General features: G+C 43.0%; 15 protein-coding genes and 4 tRNA genes. 7 read left to right on the forward strand and 12 right to left on the reverse strand.

The window, feature by feature from the left end:
• Positions 1-411: 411 nt before the first annotated feature.
• The 9 genes from ACT3TU_RS06160 to ACT3TU_RS06200 all read right to left on the reverse strand — a co-directional run bounded on the left by ACT3TU_RS06160 (position 412) and on the right by ACT3TU_RS06200 (position 7792).
• Positions 412-486: transfer RNA gene (locus ACT3TU_RS06160), tRNA-Thr, on the reverse strand.
• A 117-nt stretch (positions 487-603) separates the two neighbouring features.
• Positions 604-677, reverse strand: a tRNA-Gly gene (locus ACT3TU_RS06165).
• Between the two features lie 85 nt (positions 678-762).
• Positions 763-846 (reverse strand) — tRNA-Tyr (locus ACT3TU_RS06170).
• A gap of 74 nt (positions 847-920) precedes the next feature.
• Positions 921-996: transfer RNA gene (locus tag ACT3TU_RS06175), tRNA-Thr, on the reverse strand.
• A gap of 182 nt (positions 997-1178) precedes the next feature.
• The gene (locus ACT3TU_RS06180) at positions 1179-2675 is read right to left on the reverse strand and encodes an anthranilate synthase component I family protein (RefSeq protein WP_444784162.1); all 1497 of its coding nucleotides are present in this window, start codon (positions 2673-2675) and stop codon (positions 1179-1181) included.
• 152 nt (positions 2676-2827) lie between these two features.
• Positions 2828-3937, reverse strand: a complete 1110-nt coding sequence (locus ACT3TU_RS06185) for an FHA domain-containing protein (protein WP_444784163.1) — start codon at positions 3935-3937, stop codon at positions 2828-2830.
• An 82-nt stretch (positions 3938-4019) separates the two neighbouring features.
• Positions 4020-4874, reverse strand: a complete 855-nt coding sequence (locus ACT3TU_RS06190) for an RsiV family protein (protein ID WP_444784164.1) — start codon at positions 4872-4874, stop codon at positions 4020-4022.
• A gap of 201 nt (positions 4875-5075) precedes the next feature.
• Positions 5076-6671, reverse strand: coding sequence for a peptide chain release factor 3 (locus tag ACT3TU_RS06195; protein ID WP_192529569.1), 1596 nt, complete (start codon positions 6669-6671; stop codon positions 5076-5078).
• 203 nt (positions 6672-6874) lie between these two features.
• Positions 6875-7792 (reverse strand): hypothetical protein, encoded by a 918-nt coding sequence (locus tag ACT3TU_RS06200; RefSeq protein ID WP_444784165.1) that lies wholly within the window; start codon positions 7790-7792, stop codon positions 6875-6877.
• Positions 7793-8072: 280 nt separating this feature from the next.
• Between ACT3TU_RS06200 and ACT3TU_RS06205 the strand changes: the two genes are divergently transcribed.
• The 4 genes from ACT3TU_RS06205 (at position 8073) to ACT3TU_RS06220 (ending at position 13622) form a co-directional block, all read left to right on the forward strand.
• Positions 8073-8486: an Ohr family peroxiredoxin gene (locus tag ACT3TU_RS06205; protein ID WP_444784166.1), complete on the forward strand. Its 414-nt coding sequence runs from the start codon at positions 8073-8075 to the stop codon at positions 8484-8486.
• Positions 8487-8803: 317 nt separating this feature from the next.
• A complete protein-coding gene (polA, locus tag ACT3TU_RS06210; RefSeq protein WP_444784179.1) occupies positions 8804-11698 on the forward strand; it encodes a DNA polymerase I in 2895 nt (964 codons plus the stop codon).
• A gap of 130 nt (positions 11699-11828) precedes the next feature.
• Positions 11829-12410 (forward strand): hypothetical protein, encoded by a 582-nt coding sequence (locus ACT3TU_RS06215; RefSeq protein ID WP_444784167.1) that lies wholly within the window; start codon positions 11829-11831, stop codon positions 12408-12410.
• A gap of 423 nt (positions 12411-12833) precedes the next feature.
• Positions 12834-13622 (forward strand): SDR family NAD(P)-dependent oxidoreductase, encoded by a 789-nt coding sequence (locus ACT3TU_RS06220; RefSeq protein ID WP_192524803.1) that lies wholly within the window; start codon positions 12834-12836, stop codon positions 13620-13622.
• 41 nt (positions 13623-13663) lie between these two features.
• On the opposite strand, the gene ACT3TU_RS06225 is transcribed toward ACT3TU_RS06220, so the two are convergent.
• Positions 13664-14953 (reverse strand): right-handed parallel beta-helix repeat-containing protein, encoded by a 1290-nt coding sequence (locus tag ACT3TU_RS06225; protein WP_444784168.1) that lies wholly within the window; start codon positions 14951-14953, stop codon positions 13664-13666.
• 343 nt (positions 14954-15296) lie between these two features.
• Here ACT3TU_RS06225 and ACT3TU_RS06230 point away from each other — a divergent pair, with 343 nt between their 5' ends.
• Positions 15297-15629, forward strand: coding sequence for a hypothetical protein (locus tag ACT3TU_RS06230; RefSeq protein ID WP_192524801.1), 333 nt, complete (start codon positions 15297-15299; stop codon positions 15627-15629).
• A gap of 96 nt (positions 15630-15725) precedes the next feature.
• Here ACT3TU_RS06230 and ACT3TU_RS06235 read toward each other — a convergent pair whose 3' ends face one another.
• Positions 15726-16565 (reverse strand): BPSS1780 family membrane protein, encoded by an 840-nt coding sequence (locus tag ACT3TU_RS06235; protein WP_192524800.1) that lies wholly within the window; start codon positions 16563-16565, stop codon positions 15726-15728.
• A 193-nt stretch (positions 16566-16758) separates the two neighbouring features.
• A complete protein-coding gene (gene hemH / locus ACT3TU_RS06240; protein WP_192522520.1) occupies positions 16759-17778 on the reverse strand; it encodes a ferrochelatase in 1020 nt (339 codons plus the stop codon).
• 358 nt (positions 17779-18136) lie between these two features.
• On the opposite strand from hemH, the gene metX reads away from it, so the two are divergent.
• Both metX and metW read left to right on the forward strand, forming a co-directional pair.
• Positions 18137-19630, forward strand: coding sequence for a homoserine O-acetyltransferase MetX (metX, locus tag ACT3TU_RS06245; RefSeq protein ID WP_225735316.1), 1494 nt, complete (start codon positions 18137-18139; stop codon positions 19628-19630).
• Positions 19627-20241, forward strand: coding sequence for a methionine biosynthesis protein MetW (gene metW, locus ACT3TU_RS06250; protein ID WP_192522521.1), 615 nt, complete (start codon positions 19627-19629; stop codon positions 20239-20241). Before metX ends, metW begins: the two co-directional genes overlap by 4 nt.
• Positions 20242-20770: the final 529 nt, after the last annotated feature.

A 20770-nucleotide genomic window follows, 5' to 3' on the forward strand; every position in this document is an offset into this window, starting at 1 on the left:
TGAATCTTTATGCTTAAAAAATAATAAACAGTAAGATCGGTAAATAGCTGTTTGACGGCTCATGATGCATGTAAAACCATCAAACCGTTGACGCTATGGCTTATCTACTAAAAATATTTAGTCGCTCTACTATTATCTATCTATGCATTTATATTCTATAGCCCATAGAATATATAGCGACATTATACTTGCTTTTCAATCTCTTGAACATTGCAAGGTATTATATCGTTACGCTGTTGCACGACTTTATCTTACTGTAGTGCATTAATAAATTGACAGCACTAAAAGGCAACACCTCAGTGTCACCTTTGAATTGTTACCTGCCACACTAACTTTGTATTTTTCAATATTCTGTAATTTCGATATCGACGCAAAATTATATAAATGCAGTAAAAAAGCTGAAATAATAAATGGAGCTCATATTGAGAATTGAACTCAAGACCTCTCCCTTACCAAGGGAGTGCTCTACCGCTGAGCTATATGAGCAGGCTTTTAATAACTACAGTAAACAACCCGTAGGGTTACTAAAAAAATATCACGATACAGCACTAATAAACTGACTGTCGTGATGAATTGTTGATAGTTTTTGCGATAGTGATTATATGGAGCGGGTGGCGGGAATCGAACCCGCGTCATTAGCTTGGAAGGCTAAGGTGTTACCATTATACCACACCCGCAATTACTCTTATGCAAAGAGACTCTAATCGAGAGTCGTTAAGTATATAGAGTATGCTTGGCGCTATGACAAACTTATAAAAAATATGGTGGTGGGAGAAGGATTCGAACCTTCGAAGCTTTCGCGACAGATTTACAGTCTGTTGGGTTTGACCGCTCCCCAATCCCACCTTAGATTGCTTTGAACAAAAATGACTTTAATTTAAGACAATTTTATAAAAAGCTACTTTGAAAGAAAAGATAAATGGTGCCGACTGCCGGGATCGAACTGGCGACCTACTGATTACAAGTCAGTTGCTCTACCAACTGAGCTAAGTCGGCTTGTTCTCTCAAAGTGGTGGCTATTCTATCAAATTTTTTGAAAGACGCAAGCCCTTTTTTATCTTTTTTGCGATTATTTTCATAATAACCCTCAAGGAGTTGATTATGCTGCTATTTTTTTATAATAAAAATAACCACTTTTGAGGTCTTTACTATGTACAACTGCTTTCTTTATTAAATACTCAACGAATACGCAAACCATTACACGCCATTTTCACCGCTTTTATTAGTGCCAACGCTTTTTTGTGGGTTTCATCCCACTCTGTTTCTGGTACAGAATCGGCGACGATCCCAGCACCTGCTTGGATATGGATTTTTCCACGACGCCTGACTGCAGTACGTATAGCAATGGCGGTATCCATATTTCCATGCCAGCCCAGATAACCAACCGCGCCGCCAAAGACTGTACGACGTACTGGCTCTATCTCATCAATGATTTGCATGGCGCGGATTTTGGGTATGCCTGATAACGTGCCCGCAGGAAAGGTCGCGCAAAAAACATCCAGTGCATCCTTATCAGGCAGTATTGTCCCCTCAACATTAGAAGCAAGATGCATCACTTGTGAATAGCGCTCGATAAACATCTTTTCAGTAACTTTGACACTACCATGCTCACAAACGCGGCCAATGTCATTGCTACCCAAATCAATGAGCATTTGATGCTGCGCTATCACTTTTTCGTCATTAAGCAATTCTTGCTCAAGCGCTAAGTCTTCCGCTGTATCTCGACCACGCTTGCGAGTGCCTGCCAATGGTCGTACGGTGACTTTACTATCCTCAACCCGCGATAGTATCTCAGGTGATGCCCCAATGATATCAAAACGCTTATGGTCATCTAGCGTATAACCATGTACCAAAAACAGATACGGTGAGGGATTTAAAAACCGTAGGGCGCGATAAACAGCCAGTGAGTCGCCAGTATAATCAGCGGTCAAACGCTGAGCAGGGACAACTTGCATAACATCGCCCGCTGAAATGTAGTCTTTTATTTTATTGACATCGTTACTGTATGCCTCCAAAGCTGTTTGTGAGGTAAACGTCGGCGTCGGCATCACGGGAGCGCTCAAATTTGGCATTTCTGCTAGTTTATCTTCTATTTTTTCTAGCTCACGGATGGCATTACTGTAGCCATCTTCGGTATTACAATCGGCATAAACAATGATAGACAAAGTGTTTTCTAAGCTGTCAAAAACAATCACGCTCATTGAGAGCATCAACCACATGTCTGGCATTGATATTGGGTTGGGCGCATCAGACAAACCCACGCTTGGCTCAATAACACGTACCATGTCGTAACCGAAGTAGCCGACCAAACCGCCACTAAAGCTCGGTAATGTCGCTATATCCTCTGCCGTTGGCATCTTATACTGCGCCATCAGTTTACGAATATAGTCAAACGGGTCTTCTACTGCATTTACATCAATATTGTCGTTGTCTTTGACCGTCATATGACCATCTGCATACTGCAAGATAAGATCACTACCCAAGCCAATCATCGAATATCGTGCCCAGCGCTCACCGCCTACGACAGACTCAAAGAGATACGCGGAACCATTTAAATCACGTACTTTAGAAAATACAGATACTGGCGTCTGTGCATCCATGAGACGTTTTTTTATCAGTGGTGCATGACTAAAGCCACGGTCTTTAAACGCTTGATATTCCTCAAAGGTCATCATAGTAATGCTCTCTAACAAGATACTGGTCAAAATAAAAACAGTAAAATAACAGTGAAGGTACAGATACAATATAGCGTCAACACTCTATTGAATGTTGACGCTATAGAAAAAAACTCTCACAGTCTAACTGTGAAAAGTATTAGAAAACGGGGTTACGCGCCGCCCATGTTAAATAACCACAGCGCCAATCCAATAATGATAATGGCCACAAATATCCATATAAACCAACTGCCGCTGGGCTTTTTCTCTGCTGGTTTTGCAGTCGCTGGATTACTGATGGCCTGATCCATTGCGTTATTACCTTCGGTACCAAGATCCCGAGGTTGTCCTAGATTGGCCGTGCCTGAAAACTGTGCAGTAGCCGCTTGCTTGGCTCGTAACACATCAGGATCCGCTTCTTCTTGCAGGGCGGTTTTCGTGGTTTTATCCTGCTCAGGTTGCACAACTGGCTCTTCACGTACAACTGGCTGCTCCACTGCTGGCGAGTTATTAGCTGCTGCTAGCGGTGCTGTTTCTGTTTCTACCTCTACGGCTTCTGCAGATGACAAAACTTCATCAATACCTGTTTCTTTAATAACCGGCTCTTGTGGCTGTGGATCAGGCGATTGAGTGGTATTGGTCGTCGGGGCGCTTGTGTTAAGGTGGTCTGCTGTCTTAGATACAGTGTCAACAGGGTCAGCTTCCACATTATCTGCCGTCTGTAGAACTTCTTCAATGCCTGTTTCTTTCACTACCGATTCGTTAGTTGCAGATTCCGTTTCTGTCACAGGAGCTTGGTTGACCGCGCGCTCTTCAATAACGGCCTCTTCAATAATATTTTCTTCAGCAACGGGCTGAGCGGCCAATACCTCAGTATCAGTATCCATACTAGCCGCTGCACTTTCAGCAGTGGTTACTGGTTGCAGTACCTCAGGCTCGGTAGCAGCAACAGGCGCATTTACCTGAAAACTAAAGCTTGCAAAACCAATCTTATCATTCACTTGCAACAAACTCGATTTATTGCCTTCGATACGTTGCTCATTAATAAATGTACCATTGGACGAGTCCAAATCTTTGACATATAACTGACCGTCCAATACGCTCAGGAGCGCATGATTACGCGATACTTGTTTGCTACCGAGCACCACATCATTATCGCTACCACGTCCGACAGACAAGCTGTCATCGACCGTCAAAGTCAAGTCACCCAACGCTTCTGTCAAAGCATTAAGCTGCCACGTGTTCGTTACTGCTGTATCTACCTTACCTGTAGGGTTCGTCATGCTATCACTCCTTATTTTTTATAAAATATCCAATGGTTTTCGTTAAATTATTATCGTCAATATGATGGTGTTATTGTCTTAATTATTTAGCAATAAATCGGGGTTTGATAACGCCACTAAGCTTGCTATAGGGGATACTAAGCACCGGCATGCCATAAGCATATGGACCAATCACGTAATGCTGATAACGAATATCGATGCCTTTGTCGGTCACGGTGATATTATCGCTGAGGGTAAACGGCCAGTTTTTCTCATAACTGGCGACGTCTTCATCGACCGTTTTCACCCAGTCTTTATAAGCGTTATAGGCCAATACTTTGAATTTTGATTTGTTGCCAGGTTGTAGCATGTCTGCCAACTGAATTTGCTTTTTGGACTTTTGATCAAAAACCAAATACTCACTATAAGGCATGCCGTGAGCGCCACCGGTAAAGACGTAAGAGTTTATCTCAAAGGTTTCTAAGTCGTTGACGTGACCTAAGTATTCAGGCGTCACCATTAAGTTATAAACAAATACGCTGTCTTCGGGTAAATCAGCAAACTGCGAGGTGACAAAATCATCAATAGCAGCTTTAACGTCTGCTTGGTTACTCTTGGAAGTAATGGGTGCGGATTCAGTGGGCTTGCTATTGACGACTAAATGATTGATACGCTCGTTGGTGATCGCATTTATCCACTGGTGATTGGTTTTGAGGTATTTAATCTCAATATCTGGACAATTTTCACGCTCTACACATTTTTCTTGTGTTTCTTTAGGCAATTCATAATCCAAATAATCGGTGTGACTAATTAGACTGCCAGCATGTGCTGACAAGCTCAATGTGCCAAGTAGCACTCCACTACCCAATAGAGAGGCTAGACGAAGCCAGCCAGTCCTCAAAGCTAATTGCTTGGATAGTTCTGACTTATGAGTATGAAGTTGGGTGACAGGTTTCATATAGCCTCTTTATTATACAGATAAGATTTATTGATATTCTACCGTAACAACCACTCTGTATTGTAGGAACACTGTTTGTGTTTTTATGAGGCTATCGTCTCCTGAACGCTCCTTTTTATAGTGTCGTACGTAAACCATAGCTAATAAAAAAGACACGGCTGGCGTGTCTTAAAAGATAAACGGCATAGTGAAAATAGTAATTTAGTGCTCGCGGGTATTGCTAAAGGTCACTTCTGGGTAGCGATCTTGCATCAATTGCAAGTTGACTCGTGAAGGGGCAAGATAGGTCAAATAACCACCGCCATCTATCGATAACTGGTCGTGGGCTCTCTTCTTAAACTTCGCTAGCGCCACTTCATCATCACAGTGAATCCAGCGCACTGTGGCAATCGATACCGGCTCAAAAATACATTGAACTTTGTACTCTTCTTTCAGGCGATGGGCGACGACCTCAAACTGTAGCACACCAACCGCACCCAAAATTAAGTCATTATTAATCTGCGGCATAAATACCTGTGTTGCGCCCTCTTCACTAAGCTGCTGCAAACCCTTTTGTAAGGCTTTCGATTTCAGCGGGTCTTTGAGCACCACACGGCGGAACAGTTCAGGCGCAAAATGTGGAATACCAGTAAAGTTTAGCTCTTCACCATCGGTAAAGCTATCGCCAATAGAAATCGTACCGTGATTATGCAGACCAATAATATCACCCGGATAAGCCTCTTCTAATGCTTCACGGTCACCCGCCAAAAAGGTCAAGGCATCGGCAATACGTACGTCTTTGCCCAAACGCACGTGCTTCATTTTCATGCCTTTTTCGTACTTGCCTGAACAGACACGTAAGAAAGCAATACGGTCACGGTGACGCGGATCCATATTGGCCTGAATCTTAAACACAAAACCACTAAAATTGGTTTCTGTTGCCGCTACTTCCCGCTCGTTGGTTGGATGGGCTTTTGGCGGTGGTGAATACTTCACCAGCGTATCAAGCACCATATTGACACCAAAGTTACCGAGGGCTGTGCCAAACAATACAGGCGTCATCTCGCCCGCTAAAAAGGCTTCGACACTGAAATCCTCTAGCGCCATTTGCACCAGCTCAAGCGACTCTTCAAAGGCATCAAACATCAGCTTACCGAGACGCTCACGGATATCAGGATAATCATAACCTTCGCGAGTTTCAGCCACGGTAATTTCACCGCCATGACCTTTTTCATACAGATAAGTTCTGTTTTCGGTCAAATGATAAACCCCAACGAAATCCTGCCCCATACCAATCGGCCAAGTCACGGGAATACATTTGATTTTTAACACGGCTTCGATTTCACTCAATAGCTCAAGCGGCTCACGAATCTGGCGATCGAGTTTATTGATAAACGAAATAATGGGCGTGTCGCGCATCCGGCACACCTCCATCAACTTGATGGTTCGTTCTTCGACACCTTTTGCGCCATCGACCATCATCAGCGCACTATCGACGGCGGTCAAAGTACGATAGGTATCTTCACTAAAATCGGCGTGACCTGGTGTATCCAATAAGTTGACCACATGGTCTTTATAAGGGAACTGCATGACCGAGGTGGTAATCGAAATACCACGCTCTTGCTCCATGCTCATCCAGTCTGACGTCGCATGACGATCGGTTTTGCGACCTTTAACTTCACCTACCACCTGAATGGCTTGACCCCATAACAGTAGTTTTTCAGTCATGGTGGTTTTACCCGCATCGGGATGCGAGATAATGGCAAAGGTACGGCGTTTGGCGACTTCTTGGTTTAATTTCTTTGAATCTACACTCATAATTTTTGGCTTCAACCTTAACTTTAAAAAGTCTGTCTTTTAGACAGTAACTTTCTTTTAGGCAGTAATTTCAATAAATAGAATAAATAATGGGCTTATTGTAGCGGATTTAGCGGCAGGGTGCAGAATTAGCGCATAAAAAAACACTCTCTATTCAAGAGAGTGCTGTCAGCTTTTTAATATGAAGACCTATAGCATAACTATTAATAATAGCGCTTGATTTGATCGGTTAAGAAATCTCCTGCCACCTCATTGACTATCGTGCAATCTACCACACCGCGAAAACTGTTGGTATTCGGATCGGTACTGCCTTTGGCCACATAATTGGCCTCGTAGATTTCATTGCTATACTCGACACCATTGTACTGATACGCAGGCTGATTTTTGTACTCAAAAAACGTCACTTGCGCCGCTTTGTGTTTATTGCCAAATCCAACTCCAAACTCATACGTCCCGACCTCTCTATTGTCGCTGAAACGTTCTTCGGCAGCATCCACCCATTTATTAAGTGATGAGTATCCCGTCTTGTTTTTCTCATTGAATGCTAAAAACGAGCGCTCGCTTTTAACCACTGGAATATAGCAGACCGAGCCCGCTGGAAATTCTGCATTGCTTGGAATATTAGAATAATTGTTTAAGTCGGTGACAATACCACGACTGTTATTGATATTGCTGCCAGCGTTATAACTGTTCGCCTGCACACCTGACAGATCAAGCGTTTTATAAGTGGTTTCGTAGTTTAATTTATTATTGCTGTTTTCTTCATAAATAGGCCGTCTGACCGTGCGGCCATTAACTTCAATATCTTTATTTTCCAGACGACCTTCGAAGTTATCAGCCAACACCGTTCTATCTAAGGTATTCAGGCTTTGGTTGCTATAACTATTAACGATATTTTTTTGCTTGATTTCACGCGCGCCACTACGGTAGGTCTCATCAATACGCGCAATCGCACTCTCGTTCGCCTGACTGTCATAACTGTTCGCAAAACTGGTCAAGGTAATCTTGTTACTACTGCCCGACCCATAAATATTGTCTTCTTCTCCGCAGCCAACAAGGGCCAAAGCCATTAAAGAGAAAATACCGGGTAAAACAATCAGTTTATTCAACGAACAATCCATTAGAAAACGCCTTTATAATTAAGATTTTTATCACCTATTTTGGTGGTTTTACTACGAGTGTCTAAATCATTAGTTTACATTAATATGCTTATTACTTATACCCGTTAGGTTTTCATGGCGGTGGTTTGCTCAATCTAGATAATTTTATACAAGGCTCACTTACAAACTTACAGTATATGCTTACTACGGAGCCCTTGCGCCAAACTGATTATTTGCTATGCTAAATAGCATCATATAAGTGACTACTTCAATATAAAAAACCAACAACAAAGGATGTGTTATGAAAACATTATATTCTACTAAAGGCACGGTTACCGGCGGTCGTACCGGTAATGCCAGTCTTCAAGACAGTGATTTAACGATTAATATGGTTGCACCCGGTTCTGGTAAAGATGGCAATAATCCAGAGCAGTTATTTGCCATGGGCTACGCGGCTTGCTTCGATGGTGCGCTTGCTGCAGTTAAAGGCGAAGAAAAAGCAAAGTTTGATTCTACGACTGAGGTATCGGTAGATTTAATGAAAGGTGAAGGTCTAGATTTTCAATTAGCGGTAAAAATTCACGTTGTAGCTGAAAATACAGAGCTATCAGCGGATGAGTTCCAAAAGCTAGTCGAAAAAGCCAATAAAGTTTGCCCATACTCTAAAGCTACCCATGGCAATATTGATAGCGAAGTGACTTCAGAAGTAAAATAAGCCCTTAATAACGATACTATCGGTCCTTAATAATGATGGTATCGGTAAAGAAAGAAAAGAACTCAGTTAGCGCTGGGTTCTTTTTTTGTCTCATTGAACTATTTTTATTTTAACGATGGGCATCATTAATGCTCGTATACATCGTAATTTTTAAGCGATTCGGCACACACTGATTTTATCGCTATAATAAGCGTATATTTTTATCTAATAGCTGATAAGTGACTTTTATGACTGACCATATGACCGACCCTAGCTCAGACAGTAACCACAATTCCCATCAAGCACTCGATCCTAAAAACTTGCCAAACTTCGACACCATGCCCAATGTAGCGACCATGGACACCAGTCACGTCGACAAAGACCAGCCTCCCTTTATTTTGGTTGATGGCTCTTATTATCTGTTTCGCACTTATCACGCCCTACCCAAAACCATGCAAAACTCGCAAGGTCTGATAACCAACGCCATCCGTGGCACGCTCAATGCGCTGCTCAAACTGATGCGCCGTTACCACCCGACCCATATGGCGGTTTGCTTTGATACCAAATCACCGACCTTTCGCCATCATATGTCACCTGATTATAAAGCCGCCCGTCCACCCATCGACATAGAGCTGGTAGAACAAATTCCTTATATCCATCGTTTGGTGACGGCGTTAGGTCTTCCGCTGTTACGCATCGAAGGCGCAGAAGCTGATGATATCATTGGGACACTTGCCCATCGCGCGGTTGAACAAGGTCATCACGTGGTCATCTCAACGGGTGACAAAGACATGATGCAGCTGGTCAATGACTGCGTGATACTGGAAGACAGCTTTACCGGTAAAGTAACCGACACCGCAGCGGTCATCGATAAATTTGGTATTAATCCCAACCAAATGATTGATTTTTTGACCTTGATGGGTGACGCCTCTGACGGTATCAAAGGCGTGCCTGGTATCGGTAAAAAAACCGCGAAAGACCTACTGGTTGAATACGGTGATATCGACAATATGCTCAAGCACATCGGTTTTATTAAAGGTCGCGGTGCCAAGGGTTTAATTGAGCACGCCGATGATATCCCGTTCAATGCCAAACTGGCGACCATCGTCACGGACCTAGACATCGGTCAAGACTGGAACGATTTAAAAATCAATACCGATCCGAGTGCTCATATAAATGAGTTACGCGAGTTATATAACGAGCTTGAGTTTAGAAACGAGCTGGCCTCTCTCGATCACCCAAACCATCCAGCCAACGCTAATGGCTCGCAAAGTGTCGCTGACAGCCAAGCGGATGCTGAATCACAAGCACAAATCGCTAAATCTTTGCAATCGACCAAGATTGATAATATCAAAGACAGCAAAAACCATGATAAGGCGTGGCATACCATTTTAGATGAGCCTGCGTTTGATAGTTTGATTGAATTATTAGAAGCGGCTCCGCATTTTGTCATTGATACCGAAACTACTAGCGTCTATTGGCGCGAGGCACAAATCGTCGGTCTGTCGTTTGCGGTGCAAGCACATGAAGCTTATTATGTACCGCTGACTCACCGCTTAGAAGACGACGAACTAACGGCAAAGCAACTCGACCGCGAAACGGTATTGGCACGCTTAAAGCCCATTTTAGAAAACCCACAAATCGGCAAAATTGGTCAGCACTTAAAGTATGACGCTCATATTCTTAGTACTTATGATATCGATTTAGTCGGTGCTATTCATTCTAGCCCTAATAACTGGGCGATGGACACCATGCTTGCCAGCTATGTCATTAATGCCGCGATTACCCGTCACGGTATGGATGATTTGGCGCGTCATTATCTACAAACCCAAACCATCAGCTATGAAGATGTCGCGGGTAAAGGCGCTAAACAAGTCGCCTTTGATCAAGTGACTATCGATATCGCCAGCGATTATGCTTGCGAAGATGCCGATATCACTTATCAATTGTTTGAGGTGTTCAGCGTCGAGCTGGCTAACGATGCCAATAACGCTAAATTGCTACAGGAACTGGAAATTCCAACGGCAGAGATACTGTGCCAAATGGAAGCAAGCGGTATCTTAATCAAACGCTCATTTTTGAACGAGCTATCGCAACGTTTTGACGAAGAAATCATTGCGCTAGAAAAGCAGGCTTATGAGCTGGCTGGTGAAGAATTTAATCTCGGCTCACCGAAGCAGCTTGGTGAGATGCTATTTGAAAAGCTAGGCGTTGCTGGCGGCAAAAAGACCAAGTCTGGTCAGTACTCTACTGGTGAAGCGGTATTATCAAAAATCGACCACCCATTAGTCGATATCACCCTAGAATATCGCGGGCTGTCTAAGCTTAAAAGCACCTATACTGATGCGCTGGATAATGTCGCAGATGCCGCGACTGACCGCGTACATACCAGCTATCATCAAGCGCTGACCAGCACTGGACGTTTATCTTCGACGGATCCTAACTTACAAAACATTCCGATTCGTACCGCCACTGGGCGTCTGATTCGCCAAGCTTTTATCGCCCCAGAAGGTCGTGTTATTTTGGCAGCGGATTACTCACAAATTGAATTGCGTTTGATGGCGCACTTTTCAGGGGATAAAAACCTGACTGACGCCTTCAATGAAGGCTTGGATATTCACGCAGCCACTGCTGCTGAGGTATTAGGTAAGGATGTCGCGGAGGTTACCTCAACCGAGCGCCGTAATGCCAAAGCCATTAACTTTGGTCTGCTGTATGGCATGAGTGCTTTTGGCCTAGCCAAACAGCTACAGATGAGCCGTAGTGAGGCGCAAGACTATATCGATATGTACTTTGAGCGTTACCCCGGTGTGAAAGATTATATGATTAATACTCGCGCCAGTGCTCATGAGCAAGGCTATGTCGAGACGATATTGGGTCGTAAACTTTACACACCTGATATCACCCATAGCAACCGTATGGTCAAGCAAGGCGCTGAGCGCGCGGCGATTAATGCTCCACTACAAGGCTCCGCTGCTGATTTGATTAAGCTGGCGATGATTGCCGTCGATAAAGTGCTGCCAAAAGAGCAAGCAAAAATGCTGCTGCAAGTCCATGATGAACTGGTGTTTGAAGTCGATACAGATAAGGTCGATGAAATCAGTCAATTGATTACCGACGCGATGCAAGATGTATTGAAAGCTACAGCTGTTGAAAAAGGCTGGACTGTCGACTTTGCTGTGCCGCTATTGGTCGAAACAGATAGTGGTCAGAATTGGGATGAAGCGCATTAGGCTCGCTACGTTAACGGCAATCCATGACTAATTGGTTATATTAACTAACAACATAAAGTACATACTGGCGTTATAATAACCAACCATTAAGTTGTATATAATGGGATAAGTTTCGGTTTAAAGTGAGCCTTTGCGCTCACTTTTTATTCTTCAAAAACCAGGAGTTTCCTATTTTAAGTTCAGATGGCATCATCGAAGTCCCTGGCATTATTATTTTATTCGCCTGTTTGCTACGTTGCTTGCAGTATTTACTACAGGGCTATACGACAGACCATGTCAAAAAATTCGAGCCTTTTGGTTAGCGGCAGTACTGGTGTTTTTCGCGGTGATTCGCCGTGAGTTAAACTATGTGCCAGACCTATTCATTTCTAGTGGTTTTTCATTTTTAAATCATTCTTATGATTGGTGGGAAGATGCAATTCTTACCGTGGTTTATTTGCTGATTGTTGGTTTACTGGCTTACTCGTGGCGTTACCTTTGGGCCGTATTACGCTCCGTACCCATCGCTGTATATGCCAGCATAATCGCATTGGCAATACTAGAATATATGGGCGAAAATTATATTATCATTCCTGAAAGCATTGGTGAAATCGTAGAAGAATTAGCAGAAACAGGAGTTTATGCGATTGCATTGGTTTATTTATGGCAGTTTAAACTCATTGATTTTGAGGAATACCTGTCACATAAATCATCTTCACCATGTAAAGCATAACGCGTATTAGCAGTTATAGTTGATTCACTTTCAAACCGATACAAATGCTGCTGGAGTAATTTTTTGGCAGCCTCTGTCACGCCTGTGAACAGCAAGCAAGAAAAACTTATAACAGTAGCACGTGGCTACCAACGTATCAGTTTTATATAGAACTACCTATATACTATTTATCGCCGCGCGAACCTTTTATGTATCGTTTGGTATACTAAAAGTAAAATACAAGAACAATAGTTGGATTTTCTATGGGAAATAAATATATAGTTAAATACATAGACAGCTGAAGACTTAAATAAAATTTTAGATAAAGTCTCTATTTAAAAAACCTCTATTTAAAAAGTCTCGATTTAAATAGAGACTTTATCTAGCACAGTATTCCTATTCAACTATTATTAATAACCACTATTAACTATTAAGCGAGTCATTATGAATATATTAATCACAGGTGCATCACGCGGTATCGGTTTGGCGACGGCCAAGCGATTGGTTGCTAAAGGTCATAGCGTTGGACTTTTTGATATTGATACGGTTGAGCTTGAGCGCGCGGTCAATGATAAAGCGTTTAAAAAAGCGCTGAAAAAGAATCGTGTCATCCATGGTCACCTTGATGTTACTGATCCTGAGGCGTGGGATACTGCCATCGATCATATGCTTGATAATTTTGATGGTATCGATACCTTAATTAATAATGCTGGCGTATTGGTGAGTGGCGCGTTACCCAATACAGACTTGGATAAGCAATTGTCATTGATTGATATTAACTGTAAAGGCGTCCTCATCGGCTGTCATAAATTAGCCTCTCATTTGGCGGATAGTGATGACGGCAAAATTATTAACGTCTCTTCGGCATCGGCTATTTATGGTCAGTCTGAAGTTGCGCCGTACTCTGCCAGCAAGTTCTTTGTACGTGGGTTAACCGAAGGATTAAATATTGAGTATGCTGAGCTTGGCATCAAGGTAATTGACGTCATGCCATTATGGGTAAAATCCGACATGACCAAAGACATTGAAGTTACCAGTATCGACCGTCTAGGCATTAACTTAACCGTCGATGATGTCGCCAAAACTTTATGTAAACTAAGCAGCAAACCGAATCGTAAGATTTCACGCACCCATTACCCTATTGGCTTTCCCGCTAAAATGCTACATACAGCTTCGCAGGTAGCGCCGGATTCACTAATGCGCTTTGTTAATAGTAAAATCGGTACTAAATAAATAGAAGAAACCATATAAATGACGTTACAGCATTTAAGCGGCTACCTAATTTTGGTAGCCGTTTTGCTTGCTGGTCTGATACTAATGGCTTGCTCAGTCGTTTTATCAGTAAATATATTGTTTTTAATCGACGTATTTATAACTGCTCCAGCCTCGCTATCTTCACGGACTTTAGAACCAATGCTAATAGGCATACTTACAGTGGCTGCGAACTGGTTGTCATTAATCTGTGTGCCATCATCCTCAACAATAATCCCTTGCTGCACTTGTTCAAAATAATTATTAATAACTTTACTGTCTTTGGCACTGTCTAAATGATAGCTTGAAAATGGGGTTTGTTTCAGCAAATAAGCACCGCACTCAAAGCCTTTTAGATTGCGTGATTGTCTCGATGCCACCCAAACACCGATCTGCTCATCACGAAAAGTATTATTGCTAATAACATTGTCGCGACTGGACTCGGTACGCTTAAAATGATTGCTCCGTGTTGGATCATCGGCATGCTCGAAGCAATTGCGATACAGCAAGATACTACCTGCACCGTTATGAATAAACTGGTTACTTTCGATACGGTTGTTGCTCGATGAATCAATCGCGATAGCTTCACGATTGGGTTTAAAACGGCGAAAGCCATTACCGATAAACACTGAGTTTTTGATCACATTGTCGCGGCTACCAAATTCTAAATATAGCCCGACGGTCCCTGCGTTTTGGATGCGTACTTTATCAAAAGTGCTGTCATGCACATGGTCACCGACGAACATGCCGCTATTGATACTGTTGCGACTACTGACATTAATCACATTAATATCGCTTGGGGCAAGATTGCGATTGGCGGCAGAGTCGATTAAGCCGCGCGCGTAACGCTGATTGGGTTGGCTATATTGGCGGATATGTAGCGCGTGACCATAGCCATTCACATGACAATTAGCCACCGTGATATCTTCGATGGCGCTATCTGTTTTGGGTTTAATCGTAATCGCACTAGCTTTTGAGGAATCATCAGCGTGGGTACTGAGCAGTGCCCCCTGACAGTCAAGCGAGCTATGTGAATCGTTTAACTCAAAGCGTATCGACTTTTCTGTCAAATCACAGTTTTGACTGAGTGCGCTGTGGCCTTTTACCATAAGCGTTTGTTTCGGAGTCAATTGCGCGCAATCTATTATCGTCGTGGCTTTTGGTAATTTAGTATCTAGCACCAGTGGCTGTTTTGCAGCGGCTTCATCCATCTCGATATCAGCGTTATCGAAATTTTGGCGCTCACAAGCTGTCATACCTACTGCGATACTGACCAACGAGGTGCTAAGCAGTAATTTATGGGGAGATAACATACAAAGCCTTCTTATTTTACTAGGGCATATCCTAATTTCACTGACAGTCTTACATTTTTTGAACATCCTGTGACACCTTACTACTACCAGTATTCACCATAACGCGTCACACTGATTTTGATACATATAGTCAAAACACCTGAGAATTACTACAGTGCTACTGGGATGAATTTTGTGCAGCCTCTGCGTATGCAGCACACCAGAAAAATTTATACCACTAGCACACTAATACAGCCGTACTAGTTTTACTGTTCATCGACTATAAATATTAATAACAATCAATAATCATTAAAACCATTAATAAAAATCATTAATAAAAGCCATCGATAATAAGGACACCATTATGGACAATTCAAAGAGCCCGCTACCAGAAGCAATGGATCATATTGAAGGTGACACCAACCTCAATGATAACAGTCAAGAAATTGATTTAGACAATCCGATGCTACACACGATTGATAACGATGACGTGATTGACAATAGCGCAGGATTTGACAACTCAGAAGTCGGTACAGATGCTACGCAAGGATTGACACCTATGCATCGCCAAAACACTGATGAAGCGCGCGTCGATGAAGTGTTGGTCGATGATAATTTAGATGACAGCGACTATCCAAATATTGTCGATATCGCTGATAGAGAGGCGGCAGAACATACTAATAACGATGATTTATAGAACAGCCGTTCGCTAGCGTCCTAATAAAAACAGACCCTAATAAAAAAAGCACGCTCAGTATAGAAGCGTGCTTTTCTATGGGGCATAAAATACTTGCTACACTGCTGATAATGGCTGATCAGTCAAGGCATCACGGTAACTGGTATAGTACGTGAGCAGCATAACTGGCATTACTAAAAACACGCCCAATCCCAAGGTCAATATAATCAGAATAGGCAATAAAAGCACACAGACTAAGCCATATACCAACATAGGTAGGATATTAGCCTTGCCTGCTGCGAAACTTTTTTTCATCGCAGCGATCGGCTCAAGGTTATGTAAGACCACCAATGCTGGCGCAAACCACAGTGCCATATAAAGCGGTATCATGAGCAGCATGGTCAACAGGTAACCAAAGAAAATACCGCCTAAAGAAATATCGTTCATCGCCCCATAACTACTGCCCATACCACCTGACATCATAGAAAAAATCATACTACCCATGGCGATAAATAGCGGAATCATACAAATAATGACACCGACTAAATACAACAAGCCCAGGATTAATAGTGGCTGCCAATGGCTTTTAAATGCTGAAAACAGATGGTCAAAACGTAGCTCAGCCCCTTGTGATTGTGCCGCCGCTCCTTTGATAATACCAGCAATAAACATAAATACGCTCGGTATGATTAGGACGTTTAATAAAGGCACGGAAGACGCAATACCAACAATGACCAAAAAGGTCACACTCATACCAAACCATAATAACGGTTGATCTTTAAACAATCCAAACGCTTTAATAATCCAGCTCATACCAGCCGCTGCATCGCACTTTCGTGGGCTTGCTAGTAACTGTGGTAATGGGCTGCCATACTCGTCAGTTGGTGGTAGGTTTGGCGGTTGACCATTGGGTTTTTGTAATGATACATGGGCATCTGAGCTATTAGAAATGGACATATTTATCCTCAAAGATAAGTTTAGGCGGCAAAAAGGCTAACAAATGTGATTAGAAAACTTTATTCCGCCATAGTTTACCTGTCAATGGATAAAATCCCAACTTTATTTCATAAGTCGTATCCTACAATTATGTAGATAAAAAAATACCGAACGTTAAGTCCGGTATTTTTTTATGATTTTAAAATTCAATCAATTATGCCCAACCATCTAGCGTTCCCGCCCAGCCTTTTACCAATGGCGCACTTAATGCTTCAAGCAAGTCGATATGCGCCTCATCGAGGTTCAAGGCGGGAATATAATGATACTCTTGCCCGCCTGCACTGAGAAAGTTATCACGGTTTTCAATGGCCAGTTCTTCTAGCGTCTCTAAACAATCCGCTGAGAATGCCGGACTAATCACTTGTACTGAGCGCACACCAGACTTGCCCCAATCCTCTAATACCACGTCAGTATAAGGTTTCACCCACTCTTGTTTACCAAAGCGCGACTGGAAACTGATAATCCATTCATCGTCTTTTAAGCCAAGCGCCTGGGCGACTTGCGCTGCGGTACATTTGCAGCGCTTAGGATACGGGTCACCTTTATCGGCATAAGGCTGCGGGATACCGTGAAAGCTAAACATCAGCTTTTCAGGTTTGCCATGCTCTGCTTGAAAACGGCGAATCGAATCGGCCAACGCCTGAATATATAACGGATGGGCAAAGTAATCTTTGACTATCGTATAATTTGGCAAATTACGTTGCTTAAGCGTCCACTTGGTCAGCGCATCATAGACCGCGCCGCCAGAAGATGCGGAATACTGTGGAAACAATGGCAAGATAACAAAATGGTCAACACCTTCATCACGCAAAGTATCCATCACATCAGGCAATCCAGGATTGCCATAGCTCATCGCAGAGTGTACAGAAACCCGAAATGGGGCGACACTATCGGCCAAGCGTGGCTCTAGCATCTCAACTTGGCTGTTTAATATCTTACGAATGGGCGAATCACCTTCCCAAATACTGGCATAGGCTTTGGCCACACGCTTAGGACGACTTGGCAACACAAAAATATTAAGGATAATTGCCCATAAAAACTTGGGAATCTCAATCACTCGTGGGTCTGATAAAAACTGTTTAAGATAACGTCGCACAGCAGGCGCAGTCGGCTCATCTGGTGTACCAAGGTTAACAAGTAAGACGGCAATACGTGGGGGCAGTTCAGGTTTCATAGCAGCACTATTTTATGGTCAGGTTGTTAGAGATAGGATTATTAAGACATGATTAAAGTAACACCATGTTAGTGTAGCATTTTATCCATTGGCTACGCATTGCAAAAGTGTCTTTATACAATTTGATACGCAGTGGTGAACCATAGATTTTATCCATTATTTACTTGCTATAAAAACTAAGCTCGAAAGACTACTTTCGAAGGTTGTACTCATACGCGCATCGCCATACAATAGGCAAGCACATTGTCAAACAAAGAAACAGTGTAGACAAAAACCGTTTAAAAAAATGTCGATAAAACAGTCCGTCGACATAGTCCCCTTCTTATTTTATTGATGATTGTTGTCTTGCGAGGTAGATTTGAACGCACGCCCTGATAATACCAGTGACCAGTCCCCCACAAATAAATCTAATTCGGTGGGCATCGTTACTCCCCAGAATTTTCATTTCGCCGAGCCGTTGACCTTAGAGTGTAATCGCACTTTGCCGTCATTTGATCTGATAGTCGAAACTTACGGCACGCTGAATAGTGACAAATCAAACGCCATACTCATTTGCCACGCCCTTTCAGGCAGCCATCACGCGGCAGGCTTTCATCATGCCGATGATAAAAAGGCGGGCTGGTGGGACAATATGATTGGCCCCAACAAAGCCATCGATACCAATCGATTTTATGTGGTCTGCGTCAATAATATTGGTAGCTGTTTTGGCTCTACTGGCCCAACGACGATTAATCCAGAAAGTGTCGGCTCAGACCAGCACAATTCAGACAAAAACAATCAGGCCAACGAAGCAGCAGTTTATGGCCCTGACTTTCCACTCATCACGATTAAAGACTGGGTAAAGACCCAAGCGATGCTCTCAGACCGTCTAGGTATTGATGTTTGGCATGCCATTGTCGGTGGCTCAATGGGTGGCATGCAGGCCATGCAATGGTCAGTTGACTATCCAAATCGGTTAAAACGCTGCGTCATTATCGCCAGTACCCCTAAGCTCTCTGCCCAGAATATTGCTTTTAATGAAGTGGCGCGCCAGTCCATTCTTTCTGATCCCGACTTTAAAGACGGACGCTATTTGCAAGCGGGCACTTATCCTCGTCGCGGGCTGATATTGGCACGCATGGTTGGTCATATCACCTATTTGACCGACGATGCGATGAAAGCCAAGTTCGGTCGTGATTTAAAATCTGGCAAATTTATGTATGGCTACGATGTTGAGTTCCAAGTCGAGAGCTACCTACGCTATCAAGGCGAACGCTTTAGCGAGAACTTCGACGCCAATACTTATCTGCTCATGACCAAAGCTTTAGATTATTTTGACCCGACTCGTGATTATCCATTAAAGCCATCAATGTCATCAGAACAATCACATCCATCAGTGCCTACCGCATCATCAGCACAGCTCAAAGACTCTATTGCTGCGTCAGTCAAAGACGCTCAACAACCTGCGCAAAAAAATGAACCAAAGGACGCGGTAGCAGCCGTAGATGAGAGCGAGGATATCCATCAGCAAGAGCTAACGGCATTGAAAGCCGCCTTTGCCCATACACAATGCCAGTATTTAATCGTGTCATTTACCACAGATTGGCGTTTTGCACCGGAGCGCTCACAAGAAATCGTCGATGCACTGATGGCCACTGGTAAGCCAGTCAGCTATATCAATGTCGATGCACCGCATGGCCATGACTCATTTTTATTTGATATTCCACGTTATATGGGCGCGGTCAGAGGGTTTTTGAATGCTCCCTTTATCACGGCGAATAAGTCAAAAGATAGCCTGTCAAAAAGTAACGATCAAAACAGCAAGAAAAACAATCATCAAAGCAGTTATAAAGAATCAGGAGCGCGCTCATGAGAATGGATCATCAATTGGCCGAGCGCTGGATTGCTCCAAACTCACACGTTTTAGACTTGGGTTGTGGTAACGGTGAGCTGCTCGCCCATTTACAAAAAAATCGCGGCGTGACTGGATACGGGCTTGAGATTGACGAAGACAAAATCAACGAGGCGATCTCCAATGGCTTATCCATTGTCGAGCAAGACCTCAATGACGGCTTAGCGCGTTTCGCTGATAATAGCTTCGATACGGTGGTGATGGCGCGGGCGTTACAAGCCGTCAAATCGCCTGATGTGTTACTGCTTGATATGTTGCGAGTCGCGCGCGAGGCGGTCATCACCTTCCCTAACTTTGCGCACTGGCAAAACCGACTACATTTAGGGCTAAAGGGGCTAATGCCCGTCTCAGAAGCCTTGCCTTATGAATGGTATAACACCCCAAACATTCATCTGTGCACTTTTAAGGATTTTGAACAGCTTTGCACTGAGCATGATATTCATATTATCAGCCGTTTCGCCGTCAGTGATTCTGAAAAAGCGCATACACCACTGATGACTGCTTTGATACGGCAGGCTCCCAACCTGTTGGCAGATGTTGCCATCTATCGTGTTACTAAGCAAAAGCCATAGCAATGGCAGTAGGTATGGCTATGATCAACTCAATCTAAAAAAGATACAGTGCTATTGGCTATGCAACCATATAAACTAATAGCCACTCTACAATAAGCCGTGTTTCAACCTTAGCGCCTGTGGAACATTCAAATACCTTAACTATAGTCAGTGAAAAGTAAAATCGATACATCACGTACTGCAGGTACCGTTTTTTCTAGCTTGCTGTGCCTACGCAGACAGAGGCTACAAAAAAACTATACCCGCAGTATCGTAGCGTTTTTAAAGTATTTTAACTATACCACCAGTGCCACATTTGAATATTCCATAAATCCTAACAAAGTGTTATTATTTTCTTACCCTCTAGTAACTGTATGATTTTACTGGAGACAATAACGTATAATTGGCTATTAAATCTTGTAATTAGTATTTGAGTTTCGTAAGTTTGGGTGTTAAGCTAACAAAACAGTGTCAGCCAGACCCTAATTACGACCGTTTATCGGATCGACTAGAGTCAATATGACGCTATCATCATTGGTTACATTACTAA

The organism is Psychrobacter sp. AOP3-A1-26 (assembly GCF_052378235.1).
Lineage (GTDB): Bacteria > Pseudomonadota > Gammaproteobacteria > Pseudomonadales > Moraxellaceae > Psychrobacter.